The 23829-nt window shown below is 36.2% G+C and carries 26 protein-coding genes and 1 tRNA gene; 14 read left to right on the forward strand and 13 right to left on the reverse strand.

All coding sequences use genetic code 11. The features are described 5' to 3' along the window. Positions 1-33 precede the first annotated feature (33 nt). Positions 34-831: an anti-sigma factor gene (locus G508_RS0113550; protein WP_342662969.1), complete on the reverse strand. Its 798-nt coding sequence runs from the start codon at positions 829-831 to the stop codon at positions 34-36. Continuing rightward, complete coding sequence (locus tag G508_RS0113555; protein ID WP_026705831.1) at positions 828-1358, reverse strand: RNA polymerase sigma factor; 531 nt, start codon at positions 1356-1358, stop codon at positions 828-830. Before G508_RS0113555 ends, G508_RS0113550 begins: the two co-directional genes overlap by 4 nt. Before the next feature lie 185 nt (positions 1359-1543). Here G508_RS0113555 and G508_RS0113560 point away from each other — a divergent pair, with 185 nt between their 5' ends. Continuing rightward, positions 1544-2137, forward strand: a complete 594-nt coding sequence (locus tag G508_RS0113560) for a glutathione peroxidase (RefSeq protein WP_026705832.1) — start codon at positions 1544-1546, stop codon at positions 2135-2137. 93 nt (positions 2138-2230) lie between these two features. Here the strand turns inward: G508_RS0113560 and G508_RS0113565 are convergent, their stop codons facing one another. Further along, on the reverse strand, positions 2231-2728 hold the full coding sequence (locus G508_RS0113565) for a GNAT family N-acetyltransferase (RefSeq protein WP_026705833.1): 498 nt from the start codon (positions 2726-2728) through the stop codon (positions 2231-2233). A gap of 98 nt (positions 2729-2826) precedes the next feature. Between G508_RS0113565 and menD the strand changes: the two genes are divergently transcribed. Next, the gene (menD, locus tag G508_RS0113570; RefSeq protein WP_026705834.1) at positions 2827-4482 is read left to right on the forward strand and encodes a 2-succinyl-5-enolpyruvyl-6-hydroxy-3-cyclohexene-1-carboxylic-acid synthase; all 1656 of its coding nucleotides are present in this window, start codon (positions 2827-2829) and stop codon (positions 4480-4482) included. Between the two features lie 5 nt (positions 4483-4487). On the opposite strand, the gene G508_RS0113575 is transcribed toward menD, so the two are convergent. Together G508_RS0113575 and G508_RS0113580 are read right to left on the reverse strand one after the other, a co-directional pair. Next, positions 4488-4748: a DUF2024 family protein gene (locus G508_RS0113575; RefSeq protein WP_026705835.1), complete on the reverse strand. Its 261-nt coding sequence runs from the start codon at positions 4746-4748 to the stop codon at positions 4488-4490. Between the two features lie 61 nt (positions 4749-4809). Continuing rightward, positions 4810-5043: a hypothetical protein gene (locus G508_RS0113580; RefSeq protein WP_026705836.1), complete on the reverse strand. Its 234-nt coding sequence runs from the start codon at positions 5041-5043 to the stop codon at positions 4810-4812. 100 nt (positions 5044-5143) lie between these two features. On the opposite strand from G508_RS0113580, the gene pdxR reads away from it, so the two are divergent. The 5 genes from pdxR (at position 5144) to G508_RS0113605 (ending at position 10469) form a co-directional block, all read left to right on the forward strand. Then, positions 5144-6559, forward strand: coding sequence for a MocR-like pyridoxine biosynthesis transcription factor PdxR (pdxR, locus tag G508_RS0113585; protein WP_026705837.1), 1416 nt, complete (start codon positions 5144-5146; stop codon positions 6557-6559). A 69-nt stretch (positions 6560-6628) separates the two neighbouring features. Next, the gene (locus G508_RS0113590; protein ID WP_026705838.1) at positions 6629-7456 is read left to right on the forward strand and encodes a hypothetical protein; all 828 of its coding nucleotides are present in this window, start codon (positions 6629-6631) and stop codon (positions 7454-7456) included. 573 nt (positions 7457-8029) lie between these two features. After that, entirely contained in the window at positions 8030-8896 is an 867-nt protein-coding gene (locus G508_RS0113595) for an alpha/beta hydrolase (RefSeq protein WP_026705839.1), read from the forward strand. A 3-nt stretch (positions 8897-8899) separates the two neighbouring features. Continuing rightward, positions 8900-9874 carry a hypothetical protein gene (locus G508_RS0113600; RefSeq protein WP_026705840.1) on the forward strand — a complete coding sequence of 325 codons (975 nt, stop codon included), beginning with the start codon at positions 8900-8902 and terminating at the stop codon, positions 9872-9874. A 70-nt stretch (positions 9875-9944) separates the two neighbouring features. Beyond that, positions 9945-10469, forward strand: coding sequence for a hypothetical protein (locus G508_RS0113605; RefSeq protein WP_026705841.1), 525 nt, complete (start codon positions 9945-9947; stop codon positions 10467-10469). 207 nt (positions 10470-10676) lie between these two features. Here G508_RS0113605 and G508_RS0113610 read toward each other — a convergent pair. Beyond that, positions 10677-10751 (reverse strand) — tRNA-Pro (locus G508_RS0113610). Between the two features lie 158 nt (positions 10752-10909). On the opposite strand from G508_RS0113610, the gene trxB reads away from it, so the two are divergent. After that, positions 10910-11857: a thioredoxin-disulfide reductase gene (trxB, locus tag G508_RS0113615; protein ID WP_026705842.1), complete on the forward strand. Its 948-nt coding sequence runs from the start codon at positions 10910-10912 to the stop codon at positions 11855-11857. Positions 11858-11908: 51 nt separating this feature from the next. On the opposite strand, the gene G508_RS0113620 is transcribed toward trxB, so the two are convergent. From G508_RS0113620 to G508_RS0113645, 6 genes are all read right to left on the reverse strand, one after another. Next, positions 11909-12745 (reverse strand): GIN domain-containing protein, encoded by an 837-nt coding sequence (locus G508_RS0113620; protein WP_026705843.1) that lies wholly within the window; start codon positions 12743-12745, stop codon positions 11909-11911. A gap of 65 nt (positions 12746-12810) precedes the next feature. After that, positions 12811-13545, reverse strand: coding sequence for a head GIN domain-containing protein (locus G508_RS0113625; protein ID WP_026705844.1), 735 nt, complete (start codon positions 13543-13545; stop codon positions 12811-12813). 2 nt (positions 13546-13547) lie between these two features. Beyond that, positions 13548-15290 (reverse strand): PspC domain-containing protein, encoded by a 1743-nt coding sequence (locus G508_RS0113630; protein ID WP_026705845.1) that lies wholly within the window; start codon positions 15288-15290, stop codon positions 13548-13550. A gap of 6 nt (positions 15291-15296) precedes the next feature. After that, positions 15297-15626 carry a PadR family transcriptional regulator gene (locus G508_RS0113635; RefSeq protein ID WP_026705846.1) on the reverse strand — a complete coding sequence of 110 codons (330 nt, stop codon included), beginning with the start codon at positions 15624-15626 and terminating at the stop codon, positions 15297-15299. A 51-nt stretch (positions 15627-15677) separates the two neighbouring features. Next, positions 15678-16433 carry a GIN domain-containing protein gene (locus tag G508_RS0113640; protein WP_026705847.1) on the reverse strand — a complete coding sequence of 252 codons (756 nt, stop codon included), beginning with the start codon at positions 16431-16433 and terminating at the stop codon, positions 15678-15680. A gap of 110 nt (positions 16434-16543) precedes the next feature. Then, positions 16544-16996: a DUF4870 domain-containing protein gene (locus G508_RS0113645; protein ID WP_026705848.1), complete on the reverse strand. Its 453-nt coding sequence runs from the start codon at positions 16994-16996 to the stop codon at positions 16544-16546. A gap of 142 nt (positions 16997-17138) precedes the next feature. Here G508_RS0113645 and G508_RS0113650 point away from each other — a divergent pair, with 142 nt between their 5' ends. Both G508_RS0113650 and G508_RS0113655 read left to right on the forward strand, forming a co-directional pair. Further along, positions 17139-17591, forward strand: a complete 453-nt coding sequence (locus G508_RS0113650) for a DUF4442 domain-containing protein (protein WP_026705849.1) — start codon at positions 17139-17141, stop codon at positions 17589-17591. Between the two features lie 116 nt (positions 17592-17707). After that, positions 17708-18619, forward strand: coding sequence for a TIGR01777 family oxidoreductase (locus tag G508_RS0113655; RefSeq protein WP_026705850.1), 912 nt, complete (start codon positions 17708-17710; stop codon positions 18617-18619). 54 nt (positions 18620-18673) lie between these two features. Here the strand turns inward: G508_RS0113655 and G508_RS0113660 are convergent, their stop codons facing one another. Continuing rightward, the gene (locus G508_RS0113660) at positions 18674-19333 is read right to left on the reverse strand and encodes a YceI family protein (RefSeq protein ID WP_026705851.1); all 660 of its coding nucleotides are present in this window, start codon (positions 19331-19333) and stop codon (positions 18674-18676) included. Between the two features lie 295 nt (positions 19334-19628). Here G508_RS0113660 and G508_RS0113665 point away from each other — a divergent pair, with 295 nt between their 5' ends. The 4 genes from G508_RS0113665 to G508_RS0113680 all read left to right on the forward strand — a co-directional run bounded on the left by G508_RS0113665 (position 19629) and on the right by G508_RS0113680 (position 23827). Next, a complete protein-coding gene (locus G508_RS0113665) occupies positions 19629-20207 on the forward strand; it encodes a nucleotide exchange factor GrpE (RefSeq protein ID WP_026705852.1) in 579 nt (192 codons plus the stop codon). Between the two features lie 71 nt (positions 20208-20278). Further along, the gene (dnaJ, locus tag G508_RS0113670) at positions 20279-21409 is read left to right on the forward strand and encodes a molecular chaperone DnaJ (protein WP_026705853.1); all 1131 of its coding nucleotides are present in this window, start codon (positions 20279-20281) and stop codon (positions 21407-21409) included. Between the two features lie 187 nt (positions 21410-21596). Continuing rightward, the gene (locus G508_RS0113675) at positions 21597-22517 is read left to right on the forward strand and encodes an ABC transporter ATP-binding protein (protein ID WP_026705854.1); all 921 of its coding nucleotides are present in this window, start codon (positions 21597-21599) and stop codon (positions 22515-22517) included. A 5-nt stretch (positions 22518-22522) separates the two neighbouring features. Continuing rightward, positions 22523-23827: an ABC transporter permease gene (locus G508_RS0113680; RefSeq protein ID WP_026705855.1), complete on the forward strand. Its 1305-nt coding sequence runs from the start codon at positions 22523-22525 to the stop codon at positions 23825-23827. Positions 23828-23829 lie beyond the last annotated feature (2 nt).

A 23829-nucleotide genomic window follows, 5' to 3' on the forward strand; every position in this document is an offset into this window, starting at 1 on the left:
TAAGTCTTTAAATCCTTCAATCTTTCAATCAATTTACACCTTTCCTAGCGTATATAATTGTTCCAAAGTAGGACTAACACTTCCACCAGCTGGTTCTAGTGTAATTCCAAATGCCTCGGCTTCTCCTGTACTGTTTACATTGAACAATCTAGCTTCATTAGCTTTGAAATCTTCAAGAAGACCAATGCTTGTTGGCGTAAGCGGATTAAGTTTCAAGGCCCAAACCTGATACACCATGCCTTCTGGAGGTTCTGGCAATCCTGCCGCATCGATATAAACCGCTTGAGTTTCTTTGTTCCAATATACTTTCGCTTTGGATTCTGGCGAAACAGCTTGTCCTCCTAGAGCAACAACAGTGTTGTTATCATCACGAATAATGGCCAAGACGCTTTCGGTTTTTTGCTTGTCAATTTCAAGTGAGTTGAGTTCTTTTTCAAGATCCGAATTTTCAGCTTTTACAACTACAACTTCCTCTTTCACAGCATCCAGTTGAGTATATTGATATCCAACCCCAATCATCAACACAATTGCAGCAGCCCATCCAATAAATAGGGCAACATTGCTTCTTGGTTTCATTTCTACAACACCTTCCTCAACACCATGCTTGGCTAAAAGTTGAGTACGGATTCGGTCATAGTTTGCTGCCGAAAGATAAGGTGACATGCTAAAGGATAAACTGATTACGGCTTTCTCTATCGACAAGATTTCGGCCTTAATTTCAGGATATTTTTCAGCCATGGCACTAACTTCCTCAGTCTCTGTATCGCTTAGAATTCCAAAAACATAGAGTTCTAAAATTCCAGATTCGATATATTCTCTCGCTTCCATCATACTTGTAAAAAGGTTCTTAAATCGTTAATGCAATTTCTGTTTTGTGTTTTCACAGTTCCAAGTGGTATTTCCAATTCTTCCGAAGCTTCCTGCTGAGTATATCCTTTAAAGAATAAAAGATTGATAATCTTGATGCATTTTGGCTTGAGCTTTTTTACGAACTCTTGAATTCCAATGGTGTCAATCATGTTTGATAATTTGTTACTGTCATCTAACAGATGTACGAAATTATCGGCCGATAAGTTTTTTTGCGTGTTGTTAAATCCTTTAGAACGAAGTTTGTCGATAGCAGTATTTCGAGCGATGTTGAGAATCCAAGTAAAAAAGCGGCCCTTACTTTCATTATAACTTTCGATGTTTTTCCAGATTTTCACAAAAACCTCTTGTAGAACATCTTCTGACTCCTCATGATTGCGAATCAGGTTGTAAATTATTCCATAAAGATTCTTGGAATACATGTCATATAATAAGGTAAAAGCTTTGTCGTCCTTCTTGAGGATCAAAGGTAAAAGTTCTTCCTGTGTCATAGAATTTTGGGTTTTGTATTACAAACTTATGGATTTGTAAGTAATAAATTTAACATTTTTAGAACTATCTTTATTTTTGGACTTATAATTTAACAATTGTTGAACAGAAACAGGGGTGTGTTTTTAACATAAAATTGCAAGTCTGAAATGGCATAATCCGTAATTTTATCAAAAATATCCCAACAATGAAAAACATAATAATCACAGCGTTTGTACTCTTAAATTTGGTTGCTTGTCAAGAAAATACAGCACAAAATAAAAAGACAACTATCGCAAATGAAAAAAGTAAAGAAATGACAAGGCAAAACCTCTACCAATTTAAAGTAACCGATTTATCTGGAAATGAATTTGATTTTGCTTCCCTAAAAGGCAAAAAAGTAATGATTGTCAACACTGCGTCAAAATGTGGATTGACACCTCAATACAAAGATTTGCAAGCTATTTATGATCAATATAAAGATCAAAATTTTGTAATTGTAGGCTTTCCAGCCAATAATTTCATGGAACAAGAGCCAGGAAACAATGAGGAAATTGCTACTTTCTGCGAAAGAAACTATGGAGTGACTTTCCCTATGATGGACAAGATTTCGGTAAAAGGAGATGATATGGCACCGATCTATCAGTTTCTAACACAAAAAGATAAAAATGGTGTTCAAGATTCAGAAGTAGAATGGAATTTCCAAAAATACCTGCTAAACGAAAAAGGCGAAGTAGTGAAAGTAATCTCGCCAAGAACTTTGCCAACAGATAAAGAAATTGTGGATTGGATTAAGGCATAGTTGGCAGTGTTCAGTAATCAGTGTTCAGTAATCAGTATTCGGTTTATCGCAATATAGTAACTGACCACTGATTACTGACCACTGACCCCCTGCCTACTTTAAAAGGAGTTGCATCAATGAAACATCAAGCCATTGATCGAATTTATAGCCAGCTTGTTCAAGTATTCCAACTTCCTTGAATCCGAATTTTTTATGAAATTCAATACTTCCAGAGTTTGAAGCATCAATAACACCAATCATAGAATGGTAGTTTTGTTCTCTTGCTAAATCAATCAATTTTTGCAAAAGTAACGTTCCGATTCCTTTGCCAATGGCATTTTCAGTAACATAAACAGAATGTTCTACGGTAAAACGATATCCAATTTTTACTCTAAAACTGCCAAAAGTTCCAAAACCCATCACCTCATTATTTTGTTCGGCAACCAGTACAGGAAATCCAGAAGCTTGTTTTTCCTCCAGCCACGATTTTTGCTCTTCCAACGTTCGTGCATCATAGTCATAAATGGCAGTTGTATTCAAAATGGCGTGATTCACTATTTCCAAAATAGCAGCCAAATCTTTAAAAGTAGCAGGACGGATTTTAATTTCCATTGGAATGTAATATTTGCTTCAAAATTAAGAAAAACCTACTTGAATTACAGGAAATCCCTCAGTAACTTTGTAACTTTGTAGTTCAGAAAAAATAGAAAATGATCTATCCCAAAATACCTTTAGCACAAAGCATTATCGAAATTTGTGCCGCAAAAGGATTAACCAATATCGTGATTTCCCCAGGTTCGCGAAATGCACCACTCACGATTGGATTCGTGAACAACCCAAAATTCAAATGTTTTAGTATTGCCGACGAACGTTGTGCCGCATTTTTCGCCTTGGGAATTGCTCAGCAAACCAAGCAACCCGTTGCAATTGTTTGTACTTCAGGTTCGGCTTTACTGAATTATTATCCAGCTTTGGCAGAGGCTTTTTACAGTCAGATCCCGCTTGTAGTGATTTCTGCCGACAGGCCACATGACAAGATCGATATCGGCGATGGCCAAACGATCCGTCAGGAAAATGTGTTTGCAAACCACATTTTGTATAATGCCAACTTGCACGAAGATGCTTCCGCAGAAAATGATTCGAAAATCAACGAAGCGATCCATATTTCTTTGACACAAAAAGGACCGGTTCACATCAATGCTCCATTCGAAGAACCTTTGTATGAAACCGTTGACGCACTTTCTATAACAATTTCCGCTTCCGCAAATGAACAGCAGCCGACTCCAATTGGGGATTTGAGTCATCTTGTAGAAATTTGGAACTCTGCTTCAAAAAAAATGATTTTGGCAGGAGTAAACGATCCAAATGTGATGGACGAGGCGATTATTGAGCAATTAGCAACCGATCCTTCCATAATTGTCTTGACCGAAACGACTTCTAACTTGCACCATCAAACGTTTATCAATAACATCGATACGATGATAACGCCTTTTACGACAGAAGATTTTGAAAATTTCAAACCTGAAATTCTCGTAACTTTTGGCGGAATGGTGGTTTCAAAGAGAATTAAAGCATTTTTAAGAAAATACAAGCCACAACACCATTGGCACATTGATACATTGAGGGCTTATGATACTTTTGGAGCTTTAACAGAGCATATAAAAGTTGCACCACAACGTTTTTTTACTGCTTTTTTGCCCTTGAAAAAAGAAATAAAGAGTGATTATTTCAAGAAAGGTCAAGACCTAAAAACCTTCCGAAAAGAGAAACACGACCTTTATTTGTCCAAGATTCCGTTTTCTGATTTTACGGTTTTTAATAGCGTGATTTCGGCTTTGCCAAAAGAAAGTCACTTGCAAATCAGCAACAGTTCTGCCATTCGATATGCTCAACTAATCGACATCGATCCGTCAATAGAAGTCTATTGCAATCGTGGAACTAGCGGGATTGATGGTAGTACTTCAACCGCAATTGGAGCGGCTTTCGCCAATACAAAACAGACAACTTTCATTACGGGAGACATCAGTTTTTTATATGATAGCAATGCACTTTGGAACAAATATATTCCGTCGAATTTCAAAATTATCATCATCAATAATGGAGGAGGAGGTATCTTCAGGATTCTTCCCGGTCATGCCGAAACACCTGTTTTCAATGAGTTTTTTGAAACATCACATTGCTTTACTGCCGAACATCTTGCTAAAATGTATGGTTTTGAATACCTGACAGCCAGTAACGAAACTAAACTTTCGGAGGCATTATCAGCTTTATATATACAAAATGAAAAGCCTGCAATATTAGAAGTCTTTACACCAACTTTAGATAACGACAGGATTCTATTGCAGTACTTTAAGGAATTGGTATAAAGGTTTTAGCAACCTTCCATCTCAATAATATAATACCCCTTTTGAGTAACGCTTGCTTCAATTTCTGGAGAGGCCTTGTCAATGTGGCAAAATCGGCATTCTTTGGAGGTCAAGGGCTGGTTTTCTTCGTCTTTGGATACTAGAAAATCTTTCCCAAAACGGTGGATGGTTTCTTCATCCTTGATGGTATCTGGAGCCACAATGTCAAAATGCATTATTGTTCCATCTTTGCGGGTTACATAGGTATCCCAAACTGCTACTTGCATAATTTTATTTTTTTTAAATGATTAATAATGCCCTGCGAATAATTCGCAGGACATCTTTTCTTTACGCTTTTACGTCTTCCATTGAAGCACCAAAGTTGATGTGCAATACATTTCCTGTTGGCGTTACCAAAGCGGGAACGGATTGTACACCTGCTTTTTCTGCTTCAGCGATTCTTGATTTGTCGTCTCCTAAATGCACTACTTCAATTTCAGAAGGATTGATAAGCGATAATAGGTCGTGTTCTGCACTAATACATACTGGGCATCCAGCGTGGTAAAAAATTGATTTTTTCATTTCTTTTAATTTTAATAGTGTTATTATTAATTGTCATACAAAAGTATTGTACTTTTGGACTGCTGTAATAGTCCAGAAAAACTATAAAATAGTAGTCCAGATGATTAGACCTTGGCAACTTCAAATAGAACTTAATTTTCATTGTGAGAAACCTCTTTTCTTGCAAATTACTGATGCTATTATCAACGCGATCAAGAGCGGAAAATTAAAACAAGGCGAGGCATTACCGGGAAGCCGACAGCTTGCAGAGCAATTAAAAGTAAACCGTAATACGATTGTCAATGCTCTTGACGTACTGCTTTCAGAAGGCTGGCTGATTTCAAAGGAACGAAAAGGGACTTTTGTAGCCGATGTTCTTCCGAAAGCCAATAAGCGAAAGATAATTGCTTTAAATGACAATGGTACACAACAAAAAACGGTGAAAAATTCCATTGTGTTTGATGATGGTTTGCCCGACAGCAGGCTTGCGCCAATGAAGGAATTGGCTAGAGCTTACAGGCAGATTTTCAACAGGAAATCGCGTTGGCAAATGATGGGCTATGGTGATGAGTTGGGTGATCTGGATTTTAGAACGGCCATTATGCAGATGCTCAATTTCAAGAGAGGAATGAACATTGAAGCCTCCGAAATTTGTATTACCAGGGGAAGTCAGATGGCGATGTACCTCACAGCACATTGCTTGCTAGAAAAAGGCGATTCCGTACTCATCGAAAACCCAGGTTATAAACCAGCGTGGCAAGCTTTTGAAAGCGCTGGAGCCAATCTGCTTCCTGTTTCCGTTGATAATGAAGGGGTAAATATTGAAGAAATTGAACATTATTTAAAAACCAATAAAAAGATAAAGGCAATCTATACCACGCCACACCATCAGTTTCCCACGACAGTTACCATGAGTTTGCAAAGGCGTTTGAAATTGGTGGCACTTTCTAACAAATATGGCTTTACGATAATTGAGGACGATTACGACAATGAGTTTCATTTTTCCCATCGGCCTATTTTCCCGATTTCGAGTTTCGAAAACGCCCACAACTTTATCTATATCGGTACTTTGAGTAAAATTGTGGCACCGGCATTACGGATTGGTTTTCTGGTCAGCAATAATAGTTTTATCAATAAAGTGGGCAATCTTCGCAAGCTTATTGATGTTCAGGGCGACAATATTATGGAACAGGCTGTTCTGCAATTAATCAATGATGGAGAGGTAAAACGTCACCTCAAGCGAACATCAGCAATTTATAAAGCAAAGCGGGATTATTTCGAGACGCTACTGAATGAACATCTAAGCGATAAGGTAACGTTTGCAAAACCTGATGGCGGACTGGCATTCTGGCTAATTCCAAAAACAGAAATGGACATCTTTAAAATCGCAGAAAAACTCCAACAGCAAGGCATCGGACTCATGACTCCTGACAAATTCAGTTTCAACGCCCCGATAAATGGTTTCCGATTAGGCTATGCATCATTGTCCGAAAAGCAATTGGAAGAAGGTATTGTTGCAATTTCGAGGTTGTTGTAAATTCTCAAGGATTATATTTTTCATACTTTAAATCAGTATGCTCTAAAATAAATCAAGAGTTTTTTTTGCGTGATTGAAACAAATAACAATTCTACTGCACCCGAATACATTTTTTTAGTATGTTTGAAATACAATAAAAGAATATTAACCAAACAACCAAAACAAATGACAAACCATCCAACGGGTAATAGCATCAATGTCTTCAATCTGAACGAACTTATAGAGAACATCAAAACCCTCGATAAGTACATGCCCAGCAAACTCGCACTCCAGCTTCCACAACTGCAACAACTCTACAGCAAAGGAACCTGGCACTTAGAAGAAGTCCTAAAAAAGAAAAATACTTGGTCAATTTGTGTAGATACGCGTCAAGAACGCTACAAATCTCTCGGAGCTTTCTGTTCCCGTATAGTAGGTATCATGTCTGGTACAAATGCTTCTCCGGCAGACATAGAGAATGCCAAGAGCATCGTCAAGAAACTTAAAGGAATCCGCCTCCATAAGCCCAACAAAAAAGACATTCCCAATCCCGAAGACCCAGAGGCAAAAAAGGAACGCTCTATCTCCAGGGCCAGTTTCGATAGCATGTACGAATGCTTTGCCGATCTTGTAAGCCTTCTCAGCATGACCGAAGGCTATGAACCACTAAACCCTGAGTTTACACTTGAGGCACTCGAACTCCTCAAAGACCAGCTCCTCCAAGCAAATTTCAGCATTGATACCGCCATAGCAAACATCAACACCGCCAGAATCAACCGCAACGAGTTTCTCTACACCGAAGAAACAGGCCTCGTTGACATAGCATTGCATGCAAAAAAGTACATCAAGGGAGTTTATGGCGCTACAAGCCTAGAATTTAAGGACATCAACAAGATACGTTTCAAAAACTTCCGATAAAATCCCCATCCTCACAATACCAAAAGCTTCGTGTTCTGTCCTGCATCAGAGCAACACGAAGCTTTCTTCATTTCTTCCACACATAAATATAAATAAAGTAATGGGCCTGCCCGAGCTTCGTTTCAGCACAGCTATAGATAAGGTATAGTGTCATCCCGAGTTTGGTCGAGAGACAACATCAACATTAAATCTTTCAATATATACTATGAATATTTTAATATATACTATATAGTAACAAATATATTGTATGAAATAATCAACGTATAATATGAAGTAACTAATGTATACTATAAAAGTCTGAATATATAGTATGGAGTTATAAATGTATAGTATAAAGTTTTAAATATATACTATAGAATTTATAATGTATACTATAAATAAATCAATATATACTATGAAGCCTTTAATGTATACTATAAAAAAATAAGTTTCATTTTTTAAAATCCTTTGCCCAACTTCAAATTTTCCTATAGTCACATTTCAATTTTTAAATCCTTACATCTTTCAATCACTAACGTCTTCCTTCTCCCAACCTAAATCCTTATCTTTACCAAGAACACAAAACAATACCCGATGAAAAAGCTTCAAATACTAATCTTCACAGCTCTTTTTGCTACCATCTTTTCCGCACAGGCCGCCAAAGTCGATAGCTTAGACATTTATAGCACTGCAATGGATAAGACCTATAAAGCAGCAGTGGTACTCCCAAATTCCTATACAAAAAGCAAGACCAATTATCCTGTAGTATACCTCCTTCATGGGGCCTACGGACATTTTAGAGATTGGCTCAAGAGTACTCCAGACAAGATGTTGGTGCACAATCTTGCCGATCAATACAACATCATCATTGTGATGCCCGAAGGTGAAAATTTCAGCTTCTATCTCGACAGTCCCGTTAATAAAGGAAGCCAATTCGAAACTTATATTACCAAGGAAGTCATCCAAAAAATTGACAAGACCTATCGCACCATTGCAAACAAAAACGGTCGTGTCATTACCGGACTTTCAATGGGAGGTCACGGAGCTTTATATCTTTCAACACGTCATCCAGAGCTTTTTGCTGCAGCAGGAAGTATGAGTGGAGCCGTCGATATGGGAAGCATCAGAAACCGTGATACGCCCGAAAAAATCAACCAATTGATGGCATCCGTTTTTGGTCCAGAAGGTGCTTCGCAGGAAGTCTATGATTCGCATGCTGTTCTTGGAATGGTACATAAAATCAAGGCCAATAATCTCCCGCTGATGATCGATTGTGGTGTCGATGATTTCCTAATCGAACACAATCGCGAACTACACCGCCGAATGGTGTATGCAAAAATCCCACACGATTATACCGAACGTGCTGGAGCTCATACTTGGGAATATTGGGAAAACGCTTTACCTTATCACATCTTGTTTTTCGATAAAATCTTCAAGAAAAACGGTGTTGCAGTACAATAAAACATGAAAAACTATTTTCTATTTCTACTTTTTATAATAAGCCTTTCGGCAAAAGCACAACTCTCGGGTTGCACGGACGTTTTGGCTAAAAACTACAATCCGTCAGCTCTTTTAAACGACGGCAGTTGCCTGTATGAAAAAACAAAAATAGAACCCGTTTTCTCCATAACACTTTCTGATACTCTCAGGGAAACATCGGGATTGGTGTATTTTGATAATCAATTGTGGACTCATAACGATGATACCGATACACATCTTTATGCACTTGACACCATCGGAAAGATTCAAAATCAATTTTCTTTAAAAGGCGTTAAAAATACCGACTGGGAAGAAATTTCGCAAGACAGTGCCTATCTTTATGTGGGTGATTTTGGTAATAATTCCAAAGGAAATCGGCAAAATTTACACTTACTAAGAATCGAAAAAATGTCGCTCAAGGCAAATAATCCGCAGATCGACACCATCTCGTTTTCCTATTCCAATCAGCCTGATTTCTTTCGGCAAAAGCCCAATACTACTGATTTTGATTGTGAAGCATTTATTGTCAGTAACGACAGTATTTATTTGTTTACCAAGCAATGGACAACTAACAAGACAGCTTTATATGTTCTTCCAAAACTTCCAGGAAGTCACATTGCTAAATTCAAATCTGATCTGGAAGTCAACGGATTGATTACAGGGGCTACATTCTTGGAAGAAAAAAGGCTACTCGTTTTATGTGGCTATTCAAAAAAGTTGAAGCCTTTTCTTTATTTGCTATCCGATTTCAACAACAATGATTTCTTTTCAGCCAATAAGCGAAAAATCGACCTCGCTTTGCCTTATCATCAAGTCGAAGGCATTGCCACTCTAAACGGTTTGGAGTATTATATCTCCAATGAATATTTTCGGCTACAGCCAATTATCAACACTTCACAACAATTGCATCAACTTGATTTGAGTCCTTTTCTTGAACTTTTTATGAGCCAAAATCATTAAATTTATCTTAAATCTTTTTTTTTGGTTTGGTTTTTGGAATACATTTATAAATCAATAAATTCTTATAAATATGAAACGTATATTTTTACTTTTAGCAGTAGTGTCCATGACAGTTTTTCAAAGTTGTGAAGGTGATCCAGGGCCTCCGGGAAGAGACGGACAAGACGGAATTTCTGTAGAAAGCGAAGTTTTTGAACTTCAAAACGTAAATTTCCAGCTGAATAACAATAATGAATATGTTATTTTTCGTGATTTGAATCCTGTAATTTTTGATTCTGACAATATTCTAATTTATAGATTGGCAGGAACAATTGATCCACAAACACCCATCTGGCAATTGATTCCAAGAACTTTATATCTAAATGAAGGTGAATTAGATTATGACTTTGATTTTAGTGCTATCGACTTTACAATCTATGCAGGAGGAACTTATAACCTAGCAACAACTCCACAATTTATTAACAACCAGACTTTTAGAATTGTAATCATTCCTGGCTACTTTTCAAGAGGAGGAACAGTAGTAGATTTTGAAGATTATGATGCGGTAATTGATGCATATGATATTGACGACAGTAATGTTAAAATTCTAGAATAACGGATATTGAAAATTCACAAATTTTGGTCAATTCAAAATAGTTATATAAAGAAGCCGAACAGTACTGTTCGGCTTCTTTTGTATAGTAAGATTAGATCCTTCGAACTTCCCGTCCTAAGGGGATGCGATAACTGTTCTCGATATTCTATAAAAATAGTAAGTAGTGTTTTTTTATAAAAAAGCCGAACATATCTGTTCGGCTTTTTGTCGGGGTGGCAGGATTCGAACCTGCGGCCTCCTGCTCCCAAAGCAGGCGCGATAACCGGGCTACGCTACACCCCGAAAGCGGATGCAAATATAGAATTAAAATTAGTTCTACCAAACCAAAATCAGAATAATATTTGACTATATTATAATTATTAAAACTAATCAACAATTAGGAATTATTTTTTATTAAAAACATACATTTGCATTCTCAAAACAACAAAACAATTTACGACATGTCAGATACGATAGAAAAAATAAAATGTCTTATTATAGGTTCTGGTCCTGCAGGATATACGGCAGCAATTTATGCAGCTAGAGCTAATATGAATCCGGTTCTTTACCAAGGAACTCAACCTGGTGGACAGTTAACAACAACAAATGAAGTAGAAAATTTCCCTGGTTATGTTGATGGTGTAACGGGACCAGAAATGATGATACAATTGCAACAACAAGCTCAACGATTTGGAACAGATGTTCGTGACGGATGGGTTACAAAAGTAGATTTTTCTGGGCCTATCCATAAAGTTTGGGTAAATGAAACAAAAGAAATTCACTGTGAGACTGTGATTATTTCTACAGGAGCTTCCGCTAAATATTTGGGAATTCCATCAGAACAGCATTATCTTCAAATGGGTGGTGGAGTTTCTGCTTGTGCGGTTTGCGACGGTTTTTTCTACAGAAATCAAGAAGTTGTAATCGTTGGAGCAGGAGATTCTGCTTGTGAAGAAGCACATTATCTTTCTAAACTTTGTAAGAAAGTAACGATGCTAGTGAGAAGCGAAAATTTCAGGGCTTCAAAAATCATGGCAGAGAGAGTTAGAAAAACGGAGAATATCGAAATTCTTTTAAATACCGAAACTGTTGAAGTTATTGGTGATGGACAAGTAGTAACAGCCGTTAAAGTTTTAGATAAAACAACTAAGGAAGAAAAAACAATTCAAGCAACTGGATTCTTCGTAGCAATTGGACATAAGCCAAATACACATATATTTAAAGACTATTTGGATCTGGATGAAACAGGTTACATTAAGAATATTCCTGGAACTTCTAAAACAAATGTTGACGGAGTATTTGTTGGTGGTGACGCTGCTGATCATGTTTACCGTCAAGCGATTACTGCTGCAGGAACAGGTTGTATGGCAGCTTTGGATGCAGAAAGATATTTAGCTTCTTTAGAATAATCAGAAGTAAAGGTTATAAAAAAATCCCAACTGCGAAGTTGGGATTTTTTGTTATTTCAAAGTCTTTTTTTGAAGTGAAGCATTACCTGCAAATTGTTTCATTTCTATTTTTGGATCACCATATAAGTAGACCTCACAGCTTCCGGAAGCATCCAAGTTTAAAGAAGTTTCTACCATAACAGTAGCATTTGTGTAACCTTCGGCAATAAGTTCACAATTTTTTGAGGCCAAATTTTTACCCACAAATGTCGTGTTGTTGTCCAAACGAAGTTTTAAATCAATCACATCACCTTCAATAGTTGCTTTTGATTTTTGATACATATCGAACTTCATTTCAGTAGCCGAAATTAAGGCCTTCATCTGTGCATTTTTGCTCAATTCGATTTTAACGGCTTCTGATTTTGCATTCAATTGTATTTCAGATTTGTCATTTCCAACTATAGTCAAAGCCTTTGCATTCGTATTCAGATACATTTTTGCATTTTCATAACTCTTGAAGGTCACTTCTTCTAGATTAATTTCTTCTGGACCTTGAATTATAGCATCATTTTTAGCTTCTGCTAATTTAAAATCATCCGTATATATAACTCTGATCGTGAATTTCTTGTAGCCAAGGATTTGCTTTGCAGAAGAAAGGATCAATGTTCCTCCATTATATTTTAGATCAATTGCATCGTGAAGATTATCATCGGCCTCAAGCTCTAAACCGCATTTGTCACCTTTTATAAGAAAGATTTCCAAATCATCTAAGATTTCGATAGCTGTAAAACTTTGAACTTCCTTTTGAGCAATTGTAACAATTTTAGAACCTTTTACCTTTTCTTTTTTCTGGCTAAAAGCCAAAGTAGAAATGAATACTGCAACTAGTAAAAATGCGATTTTTTTCATGGTTTGTATTAGTTTTGGTCAAAAATATAAAAAAAAACATCAGCCATGGCTGATGTTTGATTAAATTATTCTTTAGAAACGCCTCCGCCTGAACTTTCTTCTTTGGTAAGCGTTTTAGGTATGTTTTTATATCCTATTGAACTCCCGCTTGAAGCTTTTCCGTCAAGGCTCAAAATTGGATTGACCGTTGTGCTACTCCCGCTTGTGGATTGTGATATTACGTCATTTGCCAATAAATCAGAAGCGTCTAAGCTACTTCCGCTTGACGAAGAAGTTTCAAGTTTAATTGCTTTTCCAGAAACTTCGGCAGTGCTTCCGCTGGTAGTTTCAATTGTGATATGATCGGCTTCAACTTCTATGTCTATTTCACTTCCACTGCTTGATTTTACAGCAATATTTTCAGTAATTAGCTTGTTTTGGCTTTTTATAGTAGAACCGCTGGTTGTTGAAAGTCCAGCAATGACAGGCATTTTTACAGTTATCTTCGGAGTTTCATTAGAGGAATATCCTTCGCTTGATTTTATATACAAAACACCGTTTTCAACTTTTGTAACGATGAGTTCCTGCAAATTATCATCGGTTTCTACTACAACTGATTTAGTATCGGATTGTTCTACAAGAACTTCAACTCCTGTACTTACTTCAATAAATTTAAAATCCTCCGAAATGTTACGTGTTTGCTCAACAATATTTCCGCTTCCTTGTTTTCCCTCAACAAAATTAAAATTACAGGAAGTAAAAAAGAAAGCAGTTGCAAGTAGTAAGGTTGCTTTTGTCCAAGTTGAAATGTTTTGTTTCATGATTATTTGTTTTTAATGATTACGCCATTTTCATCTATTGTTAGTCCTTTCTTTTTGGATGTTACGGTTTCGGTTCGGATAATTTCTTTTCCGTTTACCTCCAAGATTACTTTCTTGATGGTATCAGAAGAAGTTTCAAGATTTTCATTCTCAACATCACCATGTTCGTTTTCGTATGCAGGACAAGTCAGGCATTTTACTTTAGTTTCTTCAACTTTGTAAAGATAATCAGCTGAACTATGATGCAAATTAAAAAACTCATTATCAGAATTGTCTCTGTCTCTAAAGGCTTCATCCGCTTTAAACAATATTCCTTCTGGCAAATACAAATTAATTTCTACTTCCTGATTGCGGAATTTGTTTGAAGCTTCAGTCAATAAATAATTGTCTAAAATTAATTGATTTCCTTGTAATTTGTATGCGTATTTGATTTTTTCTGCAGATTGTTTTGCAGCTGACAATGATTCTCCATCGGCTTCTTTTACAATTTGAATGTAAGCTTGTTTTTCATCCGTTTTCATGATTTTAATCCTTACATCGCTTGAAAAAATCATTTCGGTATTGGTAGAATCCTGAACCAATCGGTGGCTGTCATAATCATAAATATCATTTGCGAAATTTTCATTGTACTTGAATTTTATCTGTAAAGTATCCGTCGGATTCAATTGTAATACTTCTTTTTTAACCATTTTTCCTTCAAATGCAAATTGCGTAGCTTGTTTGATTGAAAGTGCAATAATCAATGCAATCGAAATGATCCAAAGTGCTAAAAAGGTATAATGGAATACATTTCCTAAAGATTTCATGTTCGGAATCAATAATTTGAAGCCCAAAACCATCAGGTAGAAAAATGGAATTCCAACAGCAAACAACATTAATAAACCAAATGTCCAAACAGGATAATCCGTATAATTTCCGGCATCAACAAAATCACTCCAAGGAAATTCGATGAAGGCTGTCGTTCCCAGTGTGAAGACTCCAACTAAGAGAAAGAAAAGTGTAGTTAAACCTCCCATGATCAACATCACACCTAAAATCTTTGCAAAAATCTTAAAGATGCTCATAAAAACATTGCCTACGTTTTCTACAACTCTATCGGCTCCCGTTTTTACCTGGTTTCCCATTTTGTCATAATTTACATTTTTAAATTTTTCGGAAACGCTATCAAATTCTTCTCTTACTTTTTTTTCAATATTTGAAATGTTTACAGGTTCTCCTGTCATTTCTAGTTTTTCAGATGTCGTAACGGCTTCTGGCATCACGATCCAAAGGATGATATAAGCCAAGATTCCAGTTCCATAAGCGAAAACCAAAATCAAAAGAATAACTCTTAACCAAACTTTGTCGATTCCAAAATAATGACCCAAACCAGCCAAAACACCGCCAATCATTCCGCCATCTTTATCACGGTATAATTTTTTTATAGGTCGGGAAGAATAATCAAAATTGGTGTTTTTTTGCTGAAATTCAGCTTCTTCGTTATCAATTCTGTAATCTTCTGGTTGTCCCATAACGGCAATAACCTCGTCCAATTCTCTTAAATTGATAACCTGCTTGTCGTTTGTGTGTTTTTCTGCAAAAAGCTCAGCGATACGCATTTCGATATCCTTGATGATTTCGTCCTGACCATTAGAGTTAGAAAGCGAACGTTTTATAGCTTCAAAATAGCGTGTCAATTTTTGGTATGCATCTTCATCGATATGAAAAAACATTCCACCTAGATTTATATTTACGGTTTTGTTCATGACTATTTAGTTTTGGTTTGTTATGATGTTTACAGCGTCAGATAATTCTGTCCAAGTGCCGTTTAATTCGTTTAAAAATGTTTGTCCAATTTCGGTTAGTCCATAATATTTTCTAGGCGGTCCCGAAGTAGATTCTTCCCAACGATAGTTGAGCAATCCGTCGTTTTTTAATCTTGTAAGCAAAGGATATACTGTTCCCTCCACCACAAGCAATTTTGCGTTTTTCAAGGTGTCCAAAATTTCAGAAGTGTAGGCATCTTTTTCTTTCAAAACAGATAAGATACAGAACTCTAAAACACCTTTTCGCATCTGGGCTTTTGTGTTTTCAATGTTCATAATATGCGTTTAAATTTAATTAAAATTTTCATTTTGTGGATTTTATTCTGTTTAGTCCATTGCAATTAGCGTTGGTCTTTTATATTTTTTTGTATCAGTTAAAAACTCTTGTTGAATGTTTACTTTTTTTGGTGACCCAAAATAAGTAACCTTTGCATTATCAGTGGCATTTACATCGATATTATTATGGCTCGTAATCATGACAATTGAATTATCTGAATACACTTCAGCGTTCTCTGTCAAAAAATTTTTAGCGTTGCAATAGGCTTTTGAGGCCGATTTGATAATTGCTTTTTCAGTATTTCCAGAGATGTTCACTTTTGAATGGCTTTTAAAATCTCCAATGAAAGAAGCTGTTTCGATCCTGCCATTGAATTCAGTATTTTTCCCTGTTTCAATATTTGTAAGACCTTTCGATTTGAAGTAACCTTTAAAATAAGCTCCTGATTCAAGTGCAATAGAAATATTTTCTGTGTGGATGGTATTTTTAAATATGATCCTGGATTTAGAGCTGGCTTTGAATGATTCGACATCTTTGGCTGCTATGTAAACCATTACATTTTTTACTTCCTCTTTTGCAGATATTCTCAAAGTTTCTCCGTCAACTTCAGTGATAATATTCGTTAGGTTTCCTTCATCTGCTTCAACTAATATCGAAGCTTCTTCCTGTGTTTCCTTGTAGCTTAATTCAATTCCGGATGCTACTTCAATTTTTGAAAAGCTTTCAGCTTTCCTGGTTTCCGAAACCTGGGCCTGGCATAACAACGCTGTCATGAACATGGTTACTGTGATGATTAATTTTAACATGATTGTTCGTTTTTTTGATTGATGATTGATTAATGATGATTTTTTGATGATGATTGAAACTCAAGGGTGATTAATCCTTTTGCTGATGTAAAGTTTTTATTTCATAAGATTTATTTTAAAAAATTGATGGTCAAAGGGTATTTATAATCGTATCCATTTGATGTTTTTACTGCTGCATAAATAATCAGGAAAAACTCAAGTATTTTTAAAAGGATAAATAGGCAAATTATCACTATTGCTGTAACTAATAATCCCGAAATTTCTGTCATGTTGAAATCTTCGATAAAAAAATCACCATGATTCACGTTTACATATTTAGCCTTGCTGAAAACGCTAACAAAAAATAAAGGCACTGCAACTAAAGCCATTAAAAAAGAATACATAAGCAAGCTTAAATTAAAATTGATCGATTGTTTTCCTTGTGCATCAATATAAGTTGATTTGTCTTTTGATGAACTCCAAATAATGATTGGAAAAATAAAATTTCCAAAAGGAATAAAGTACTGGGATAGAGCACTCAAGTGTATCAATGTTGCGGTTGTTTTGCTGTTATTTGTTTCCATGATTAAAAGTATATAGTAATTTCTTATGCAAATATATGGCTAAAAGAAGCTACCTTGTTTCGCATAGTACTAATATTTAACAAAAAATTAACAAATTGAAATCTCGAAAATAAATCCTATTTTTACTAAAAATCCAATGATTATGAACTTTACAGCAGGAAATCTCAATAAATTCTTATTTTTCAAATTGCCATCTGCTTTTTTATCTGGAGTGCGTGCTAAAGAAATTAACGAACACCAATGTGTTGTGTCTGTAAAACACAGATGGATCAATCAAAATCCTTTTAATTCCATGTATTTCGCTGTTCAAGCGATGGCAGCCGAACTCACAACTGGAGCTTTGGTAATGCTACATATCAAAAAAAGCGGAAAAAAAATCTCAATGCTTGTCGCCAATAACAAAGGCAATTTTACCAAAAAAGCGACAGGAAGAATAACATTTATATGTAAGGATGGCCATCTGATAGAAGAAGCTATTCAAAGAACGATTGCCACAGGCGAAGGCCAAACTTTCTGGATGAAATCAATTGGAACAAATGAGCAAGGTGTTCAAGTTTCTGAAATGGATTTCGAGTGGAGCATTAGGGTGAAGTAAAGATGAAGATGCAAGACGGAAGTTTTTATTCTCACTTAATCACAAGTTAAACATACCCTAATTAACATTTATTTTCATGGCTTGGGTTGTAATTTTGAAGAACAACACGACAAGCAATGAAGATATTAATTACAGGAGCAACAGGTTTGGTAGGGAATGAATTGGTTTCGCTGTTGTTGCAAAACGGAGAAACAGTCCACTATCTTTCCACTTCTAAGAAAAAAATAGAAAGTCAATCCAACTTCAAAGGATTTTATTGGAATCCTCAACAAGGCATCATTGATGAAAACTGTTTCATTGGTGTAGATGCCATTATTCATTTGGCTGGAGCCAATATCGGAAAGCGATGGACTCCAAAATACAAGCAAGAAATAATCGAAAGCAGAATTCTATCCTCAAATTTGCTTTTCAAAGCTTTAAAAGATTTTCCACATCAAGTAAAACAAATCGTTTCGGCTTCGGCAGTGGGGATTTATCCCGATGATTTAAAGAAATTATATACCGAAAGCGAAAAGGAAGTAGACAATTCATTCCTCGGAAACGTCGTCGTAAAATGGGAGGAAAGTGTCGATAAATTCAAACTTTTGAATATAAAAGTATGCAAATTAAGAACAGGTTTGGTCTTGTCCAGCAAAGGTGGAGCCTTGATGGAAATGCTAAAACCCATAAAATTTGGAATGGGAGCTCCGTTTGGATCCGGTCGTCAGGTGCAATCCTGGATCCACATTCAAGACTTGACCGAGATGTATTATTTTGCAGTAAAAAATTCGTGGCAAGGAACTTTTAATGCCGTGGCTCCAAATCCTGTACCCAATAAGGAACTCACAGAAGAAATTGCAATAGCTGTCAAAAGGCCCATAATTATTCCATCTATACCAAAGTTTTTAATGAGTTTTGTTTTGGGTGAAATGCACATCATGCTTTTTACCAGCCAAAATGTAAGCTCACAAAAAGCATCCGACAACGGCTTCGTCTTCAAATATAAAATCATCGAAAAAGCGCTAAGTCATCTTCTGACTTTGGCATAAAAAAAAAAACTCCGCGAACGGAGTTTTCTCAAATATAGTAAGATGAATTAATAACTATTTTGTAGCTTTTACAGTAACTTTAAGCTCGATATCATCGTTGATAAATTTATCTTTCAAGTCATCTTGCAACGATTTTGAAGCATAATTTACACCCCATTCTGTTCTGTTGATTGTAAAAACATCACTAGTAACAGTAACTCCTGTAGCATCAGCCACAACAGTAGCAGGGAATTTCACGTTTTTAGTGATACCTTTCAAAGTCAAGTTTCCTTCAATATTAGTTTTTCCTTCAGCAACAGTAGCTTTCGTGATTTCAAAAGTTCCAGTTGGGAATTTTGCAGTGTTAAAAAAGTGGTCTTCACCAGCTTTATCTCCAGTACCTTTCAAGTGAGCTTCTAAATCTCCTTTTCCATCCGCTTCAGTCAAATCAGTAACCGTGATGCTTGTCATGTCAATCGTGAATTTTCCACTCTCTATTACATCACCATTAACTGTCACTTCACCTTCAGAAATTGCAATAGTTCCAGTATGTTGTCCCGCAGGTTTTTTACCTGTCCAGTTAATAACCGAAGCAGCTTTATCTACTTTATAAACAGCAGATGATTCAGTTGCAGTTGCAACAGTCTCAGCCTCAGTATTTTTGGCTTCTTTTTTACATGCAACTGTCAAAGAAAGAGTTGCTAAAACAAATAAACTTAAAATATTTTTCTTCATAATATTGTTTTTTAGTTTCACAAACTTACTTCAATCAATTGCAAAACCTTCTTAAAAATATATTAAAATATCATTATCATTAGAAGCGAATCAAAAGGCATTTTTGTCCCGAAGCTTCGGGACATATTCCCGCCTTCCACAATAGTTTTTGTTCTGAACTCCAGAACAAAAAGCTATTTGCTCCAGTCGGGGCTAGATGATAAACTGTCGGGGATAAAATAAAACCATGAAAAAAAGCGTGACAATTTGACATTTTCAAACAAATGGCAATACTTTTGCAACACAAGAAAATGCAATGAAATTTAAAAACATATTCAAAAATACACCGAAAATGACTACTGAAAATACTGAAAAAGATCAGGAACTAGACGATGCAACATTAGAAGCAAATGCAAACGGAGAACAGCTCATCGTTGAAGAATTAAGTATTGAAGAACAACTGACAAAAGATTTGGCAAACGAAAAAGATAAATTTCTTCGTCTTTTTGCCGAATTCGAAAACTATAAAAGACGTACCTCAAAAGAACGTATGGACTTGTTTAAAACTGCTAACCAAGAAGTATTGCAAGCCATGTTGCCAGTTTTGGACGATTTTGACAGAGGAATGGCAGAAATTAAAAAGTCTGACGATGAAGCTCTTGTTAAAGGAGTAGAATTAATTCATGAAAAATTAAGAAGTACTTTGGTGTCAAAAGGATTGGAAGAAGTTGAAGTTCGTTCAGGCGATGCCTTCAATGCCGATTTTGCAGAAGCTATTACTCAAATCCCAGCACCTTCACCTAAATTAAAAGGTAAGATTGTGGATGTAATCGAAAAAGGATACAAACTGGGAGACAAGATTATCCGTTTTCCAAAAGTAGTTATCGGACAATAATACTGTTTATTTTAAGACCTAATAATTAGGCCAAGTCTTAATTCTTAATTCTTAAATCTTAATACAAAAACATGAAAAAAGATTTTTACGAAATATTAGGTATCACAAAAAGTGCCGATGCAGCCGCGATAAAAAAAGCATATCGTAAAAAGGCAATCGAGTTTCACCCTGACAAAAATCCGGGAAACAAGGAAGCTGAAGAAAATTTTAAACTTGCTGCCGAAGCCTACGAAGTTTTGAGCGATCCTCAAAAGAAAGCGAAGTACGATCAATATGGTCATCAAGCTTTTGATGGAGCAGGTGGTTTTGGCGGAGGTCATGGTGGCATGAACATGGATGACATCTTCAGTCAGTTTGGTGATATTTTCGGAAGCGCTTTTGGTGGAGGCGGAGGATTCTCTGGCTTCGGTGGAGGTGGAGGCGGTCAACGTCGTGTGAAAGGAAGTAACCTTCGAATCAAAGTAAAGCTTACTTTGGAAGAAATTGCAAATGGAGTAGAGAAGAAAGTAAAAGTAAAACGTAAGATTCAGGCTTCTGGAGTTTCCTATAAAACATGTTCTACTTGTAACGGTCAAGGACAGGTAATGCGTGTTACCAACACTATATTAGGTAGAATGCAATCGGCTTCAACTTGTCCGACTTGTGGTGGTTCGGGTCAAATTTTAGACAAAAAACCAAACAATGCGGATTCTCAAGGAATGATTCTGGAAGACGAAACTGTTTCCATCAAAATTCCAGCAGGGGTTGTAGACGGAATGCAATTAAAAGTTTCCAATAAAGGAAATGATGCTCCAGGAAATAACAGTATGGCAGGTGATTTGATTGTTGCAATCGAAGAAATCGAGCACGAAACATTAAAAAGAGAAGGCGAAAATCTTCATTTAGACCTTTATATTAGTTTTGCGGAAGCAGTATTAGGTGTTTCTAAAGACATTGATGCAATTAACGGAAAGGTTAGAATAAAACTCGAAGAAGGAATTCAATCAGGCAAGATTCTACGATTAAAAGGGAAAGGAATTCCTAACATAAACGGTTACGGAAACGGTGATTTATTGGTTCATGTAAACGTTTGGACACCTAAAACTTTATCAAAAGAACAGAAACAATTTTTTGAGAAAAATATTACAGATGAAAACTTTATTCCACACCCAGAGAAGAGTGATAAATCTTTTTTTGAAAAAGTTAAAGATATGTTTTCATAATTAAAAAAATATTTTTACATTTGGACTTTACTAGTTTACTAGTAAATTCTTTTTCATAGCAATTTTTCCCATCCTTGTGCAAATAAGGGTGGGTTTTTTTTTGTAACACTTTTTTCTTTTCGCTACTAATTGGCTACATTTACACTTTAGAGCTTTAAAAGCCCAATAAAATCAATTCATTTAAAATATGAGCAACATACTTGAAGTCAAGAAAGTCGTCAAACAATATGGCGATTATACCGCACTTAACGAGGTTTCAATAACAGTACCAAAAGGAAGTATCTATGGACTTTTAGGTCCAAATGGAGCCGGTAAAACTTCCCTAATCCGAATCATAAATCAAATTACTTTGCCAGATGGCGGCGAAATTTTGCTCGACGGAGAAAAATTAAGCCCAAAGCATGTGCAATCCATCGGCTATTTGCCAGAAGAAAGAGGTTTGTATAAATCGATGAAAGTGGGAGAACAATGTTTGTATCTGGCTCAAATGAAAGGTCTTTCAAAATCCGAAGCCAAAAAACAGCTCGATTATTGGTTTGAAAAATTCGAAATCCAAAGCTGGTGGAACAAGAAAATCGAAGAACTTTCAAAAGGTATGGCACAAAAAATCCAATTCGTGGTAACGGTGCTTCATCGACCTAAATTATTGATTTTGGATGAACCGTTCTCAGGTTTCGATCCTGTGAATGCTAATTTGATTAAAGATGAAATCATCGAGCTGAACCGTCAAGGAACCTCCGTAATCTTTTCGACACATCGTATGGAAAGCGTTGAGGAAATGTGTGATTATATTGGTTTGATCCATAAATCGAATAAACTAATCGAAGGAAAACTCAACGATGTCAAAAGAGAATATCGAACAAACAGTTTTCAAGTAGGGATTCTAACCAGCAACGTCGAAGGTTTGATGTATGATCTAACCCAAAAATTCACTGTTGGTCAAGCCGATTTCAAGTCACTAAACGAAGATTTGAAACTCGAAATCCAATTAGGAAATGCCACTTCAAACGAATTGCTTCACATCCTGACCCAAAGAGGACAAGTAACCCATTTCGTAGAGAAAATCCCAAGTGTAAACGATATTTTTATTCAAACAGTAAGCAAATAAATCAAATGAGCATCCTAACCTTAATTATAAAAAGAGAGTTCATCGCCAAAGTGCGAAACAAATCGTTCATCGTGATGACCTTCCTGAGTCCGTTGCTTTTTGTCGGGCTGATTGCTTTTGTCAGTTATTTGAGTACAATGAAATCTGACGTCAAAGAAATTGCCGTTCATGACGAATCCAATCTATTTGTCCAAAATTTCAAGAATTCTGACGAATACCATTATCTGAATCTCACGGCAATCGATCTAAAAACACTAAAGGACAGCATCGTTTCGGAACGTTATGAAGGATTGTTGTATATCCCAAAAATCGACGACAGCAAAACACTTTCCACCAAAATCCAGTACATTTCAAATGACAGTCCAAGTATGTCGTTTATCGAAGATTTGGAAGACATTATAGCACAAAAACTAACGACTTCTAATTTCCAAAAAGCAGGATTGGATACCACGGCAATCAAAAACGCCGAAGCAAAAGTAAGCATCAACCTCACTAAATCCTCAGGAGAAGAAACCGTAAAAGGACTCAACGAAATCAAAGTTGGAATTGGAGCTGCATTTGGCTACCTTATTATGATGTTCATCATTATCTATGGCAACATGGTCATGCGAAGCGTCATCGAAGAAAAAACGAACCGCATCATCGAGATCATCATTTCATCGGTAAAACCCTTCCAATTAATGATGGGAAAAATCATAGGAACTTCATTAGCAGGAGTCTTGCAATTTGCCATCTGGGCCATAATTGGAGGAGTGTTATTCTTTGTAGTATCGTCACTTTTAGGAATCGAAATGAACTCAACCCCTACAGTTTCCCCAGAAATGATGGCAGGAACAAAAGCCGATTTTGCTGTGAAAGCACAACTTTACATCAATGAATTATTAAACCTTCCAATCGCAACTTTGTTCATTTCCTTCATCATCTATTTCATCGGAGGTTATTTCCTTTACAGTTCCATCTATGCCGCAATTGGTGCTGCTGTCGATAACGAAACCGATTCGCAACAATTCCTTTTGCCAATCATTTTGCCATTAATGTTAGGGGTTTACGTTGGGTTTTTTAGTGTTTTGAGCGAACCTCACGGAACCGTAGCAACCGTATTCTCCATGATACCGCTAACATCGCCAATCGTGATGCTAATGCGAATTCCATTCGGAGTGCCATGGTGGCAGCTATTGATTTCCGTGCTTTTATTGTTCGGAACGTTCTTTTTCGTCGTGTGGTTTGCCTCAAAAATCTACCGCGTCGGAATCCTGATGTACGGAAAAAAACCAACCTGGAAAGAATTGTATAGATGGTTAAAATACTAATG

This window comes from Flavobacterium soli DSM 19725, from assembly GCF_000422705.1.
Classification (GTDB): Bacteria; Bacteroidota; Bacteroidia; order Flavobacteriales; family Flavobacteriaceae; genus Flavobacterium; species Flavobacterium soli.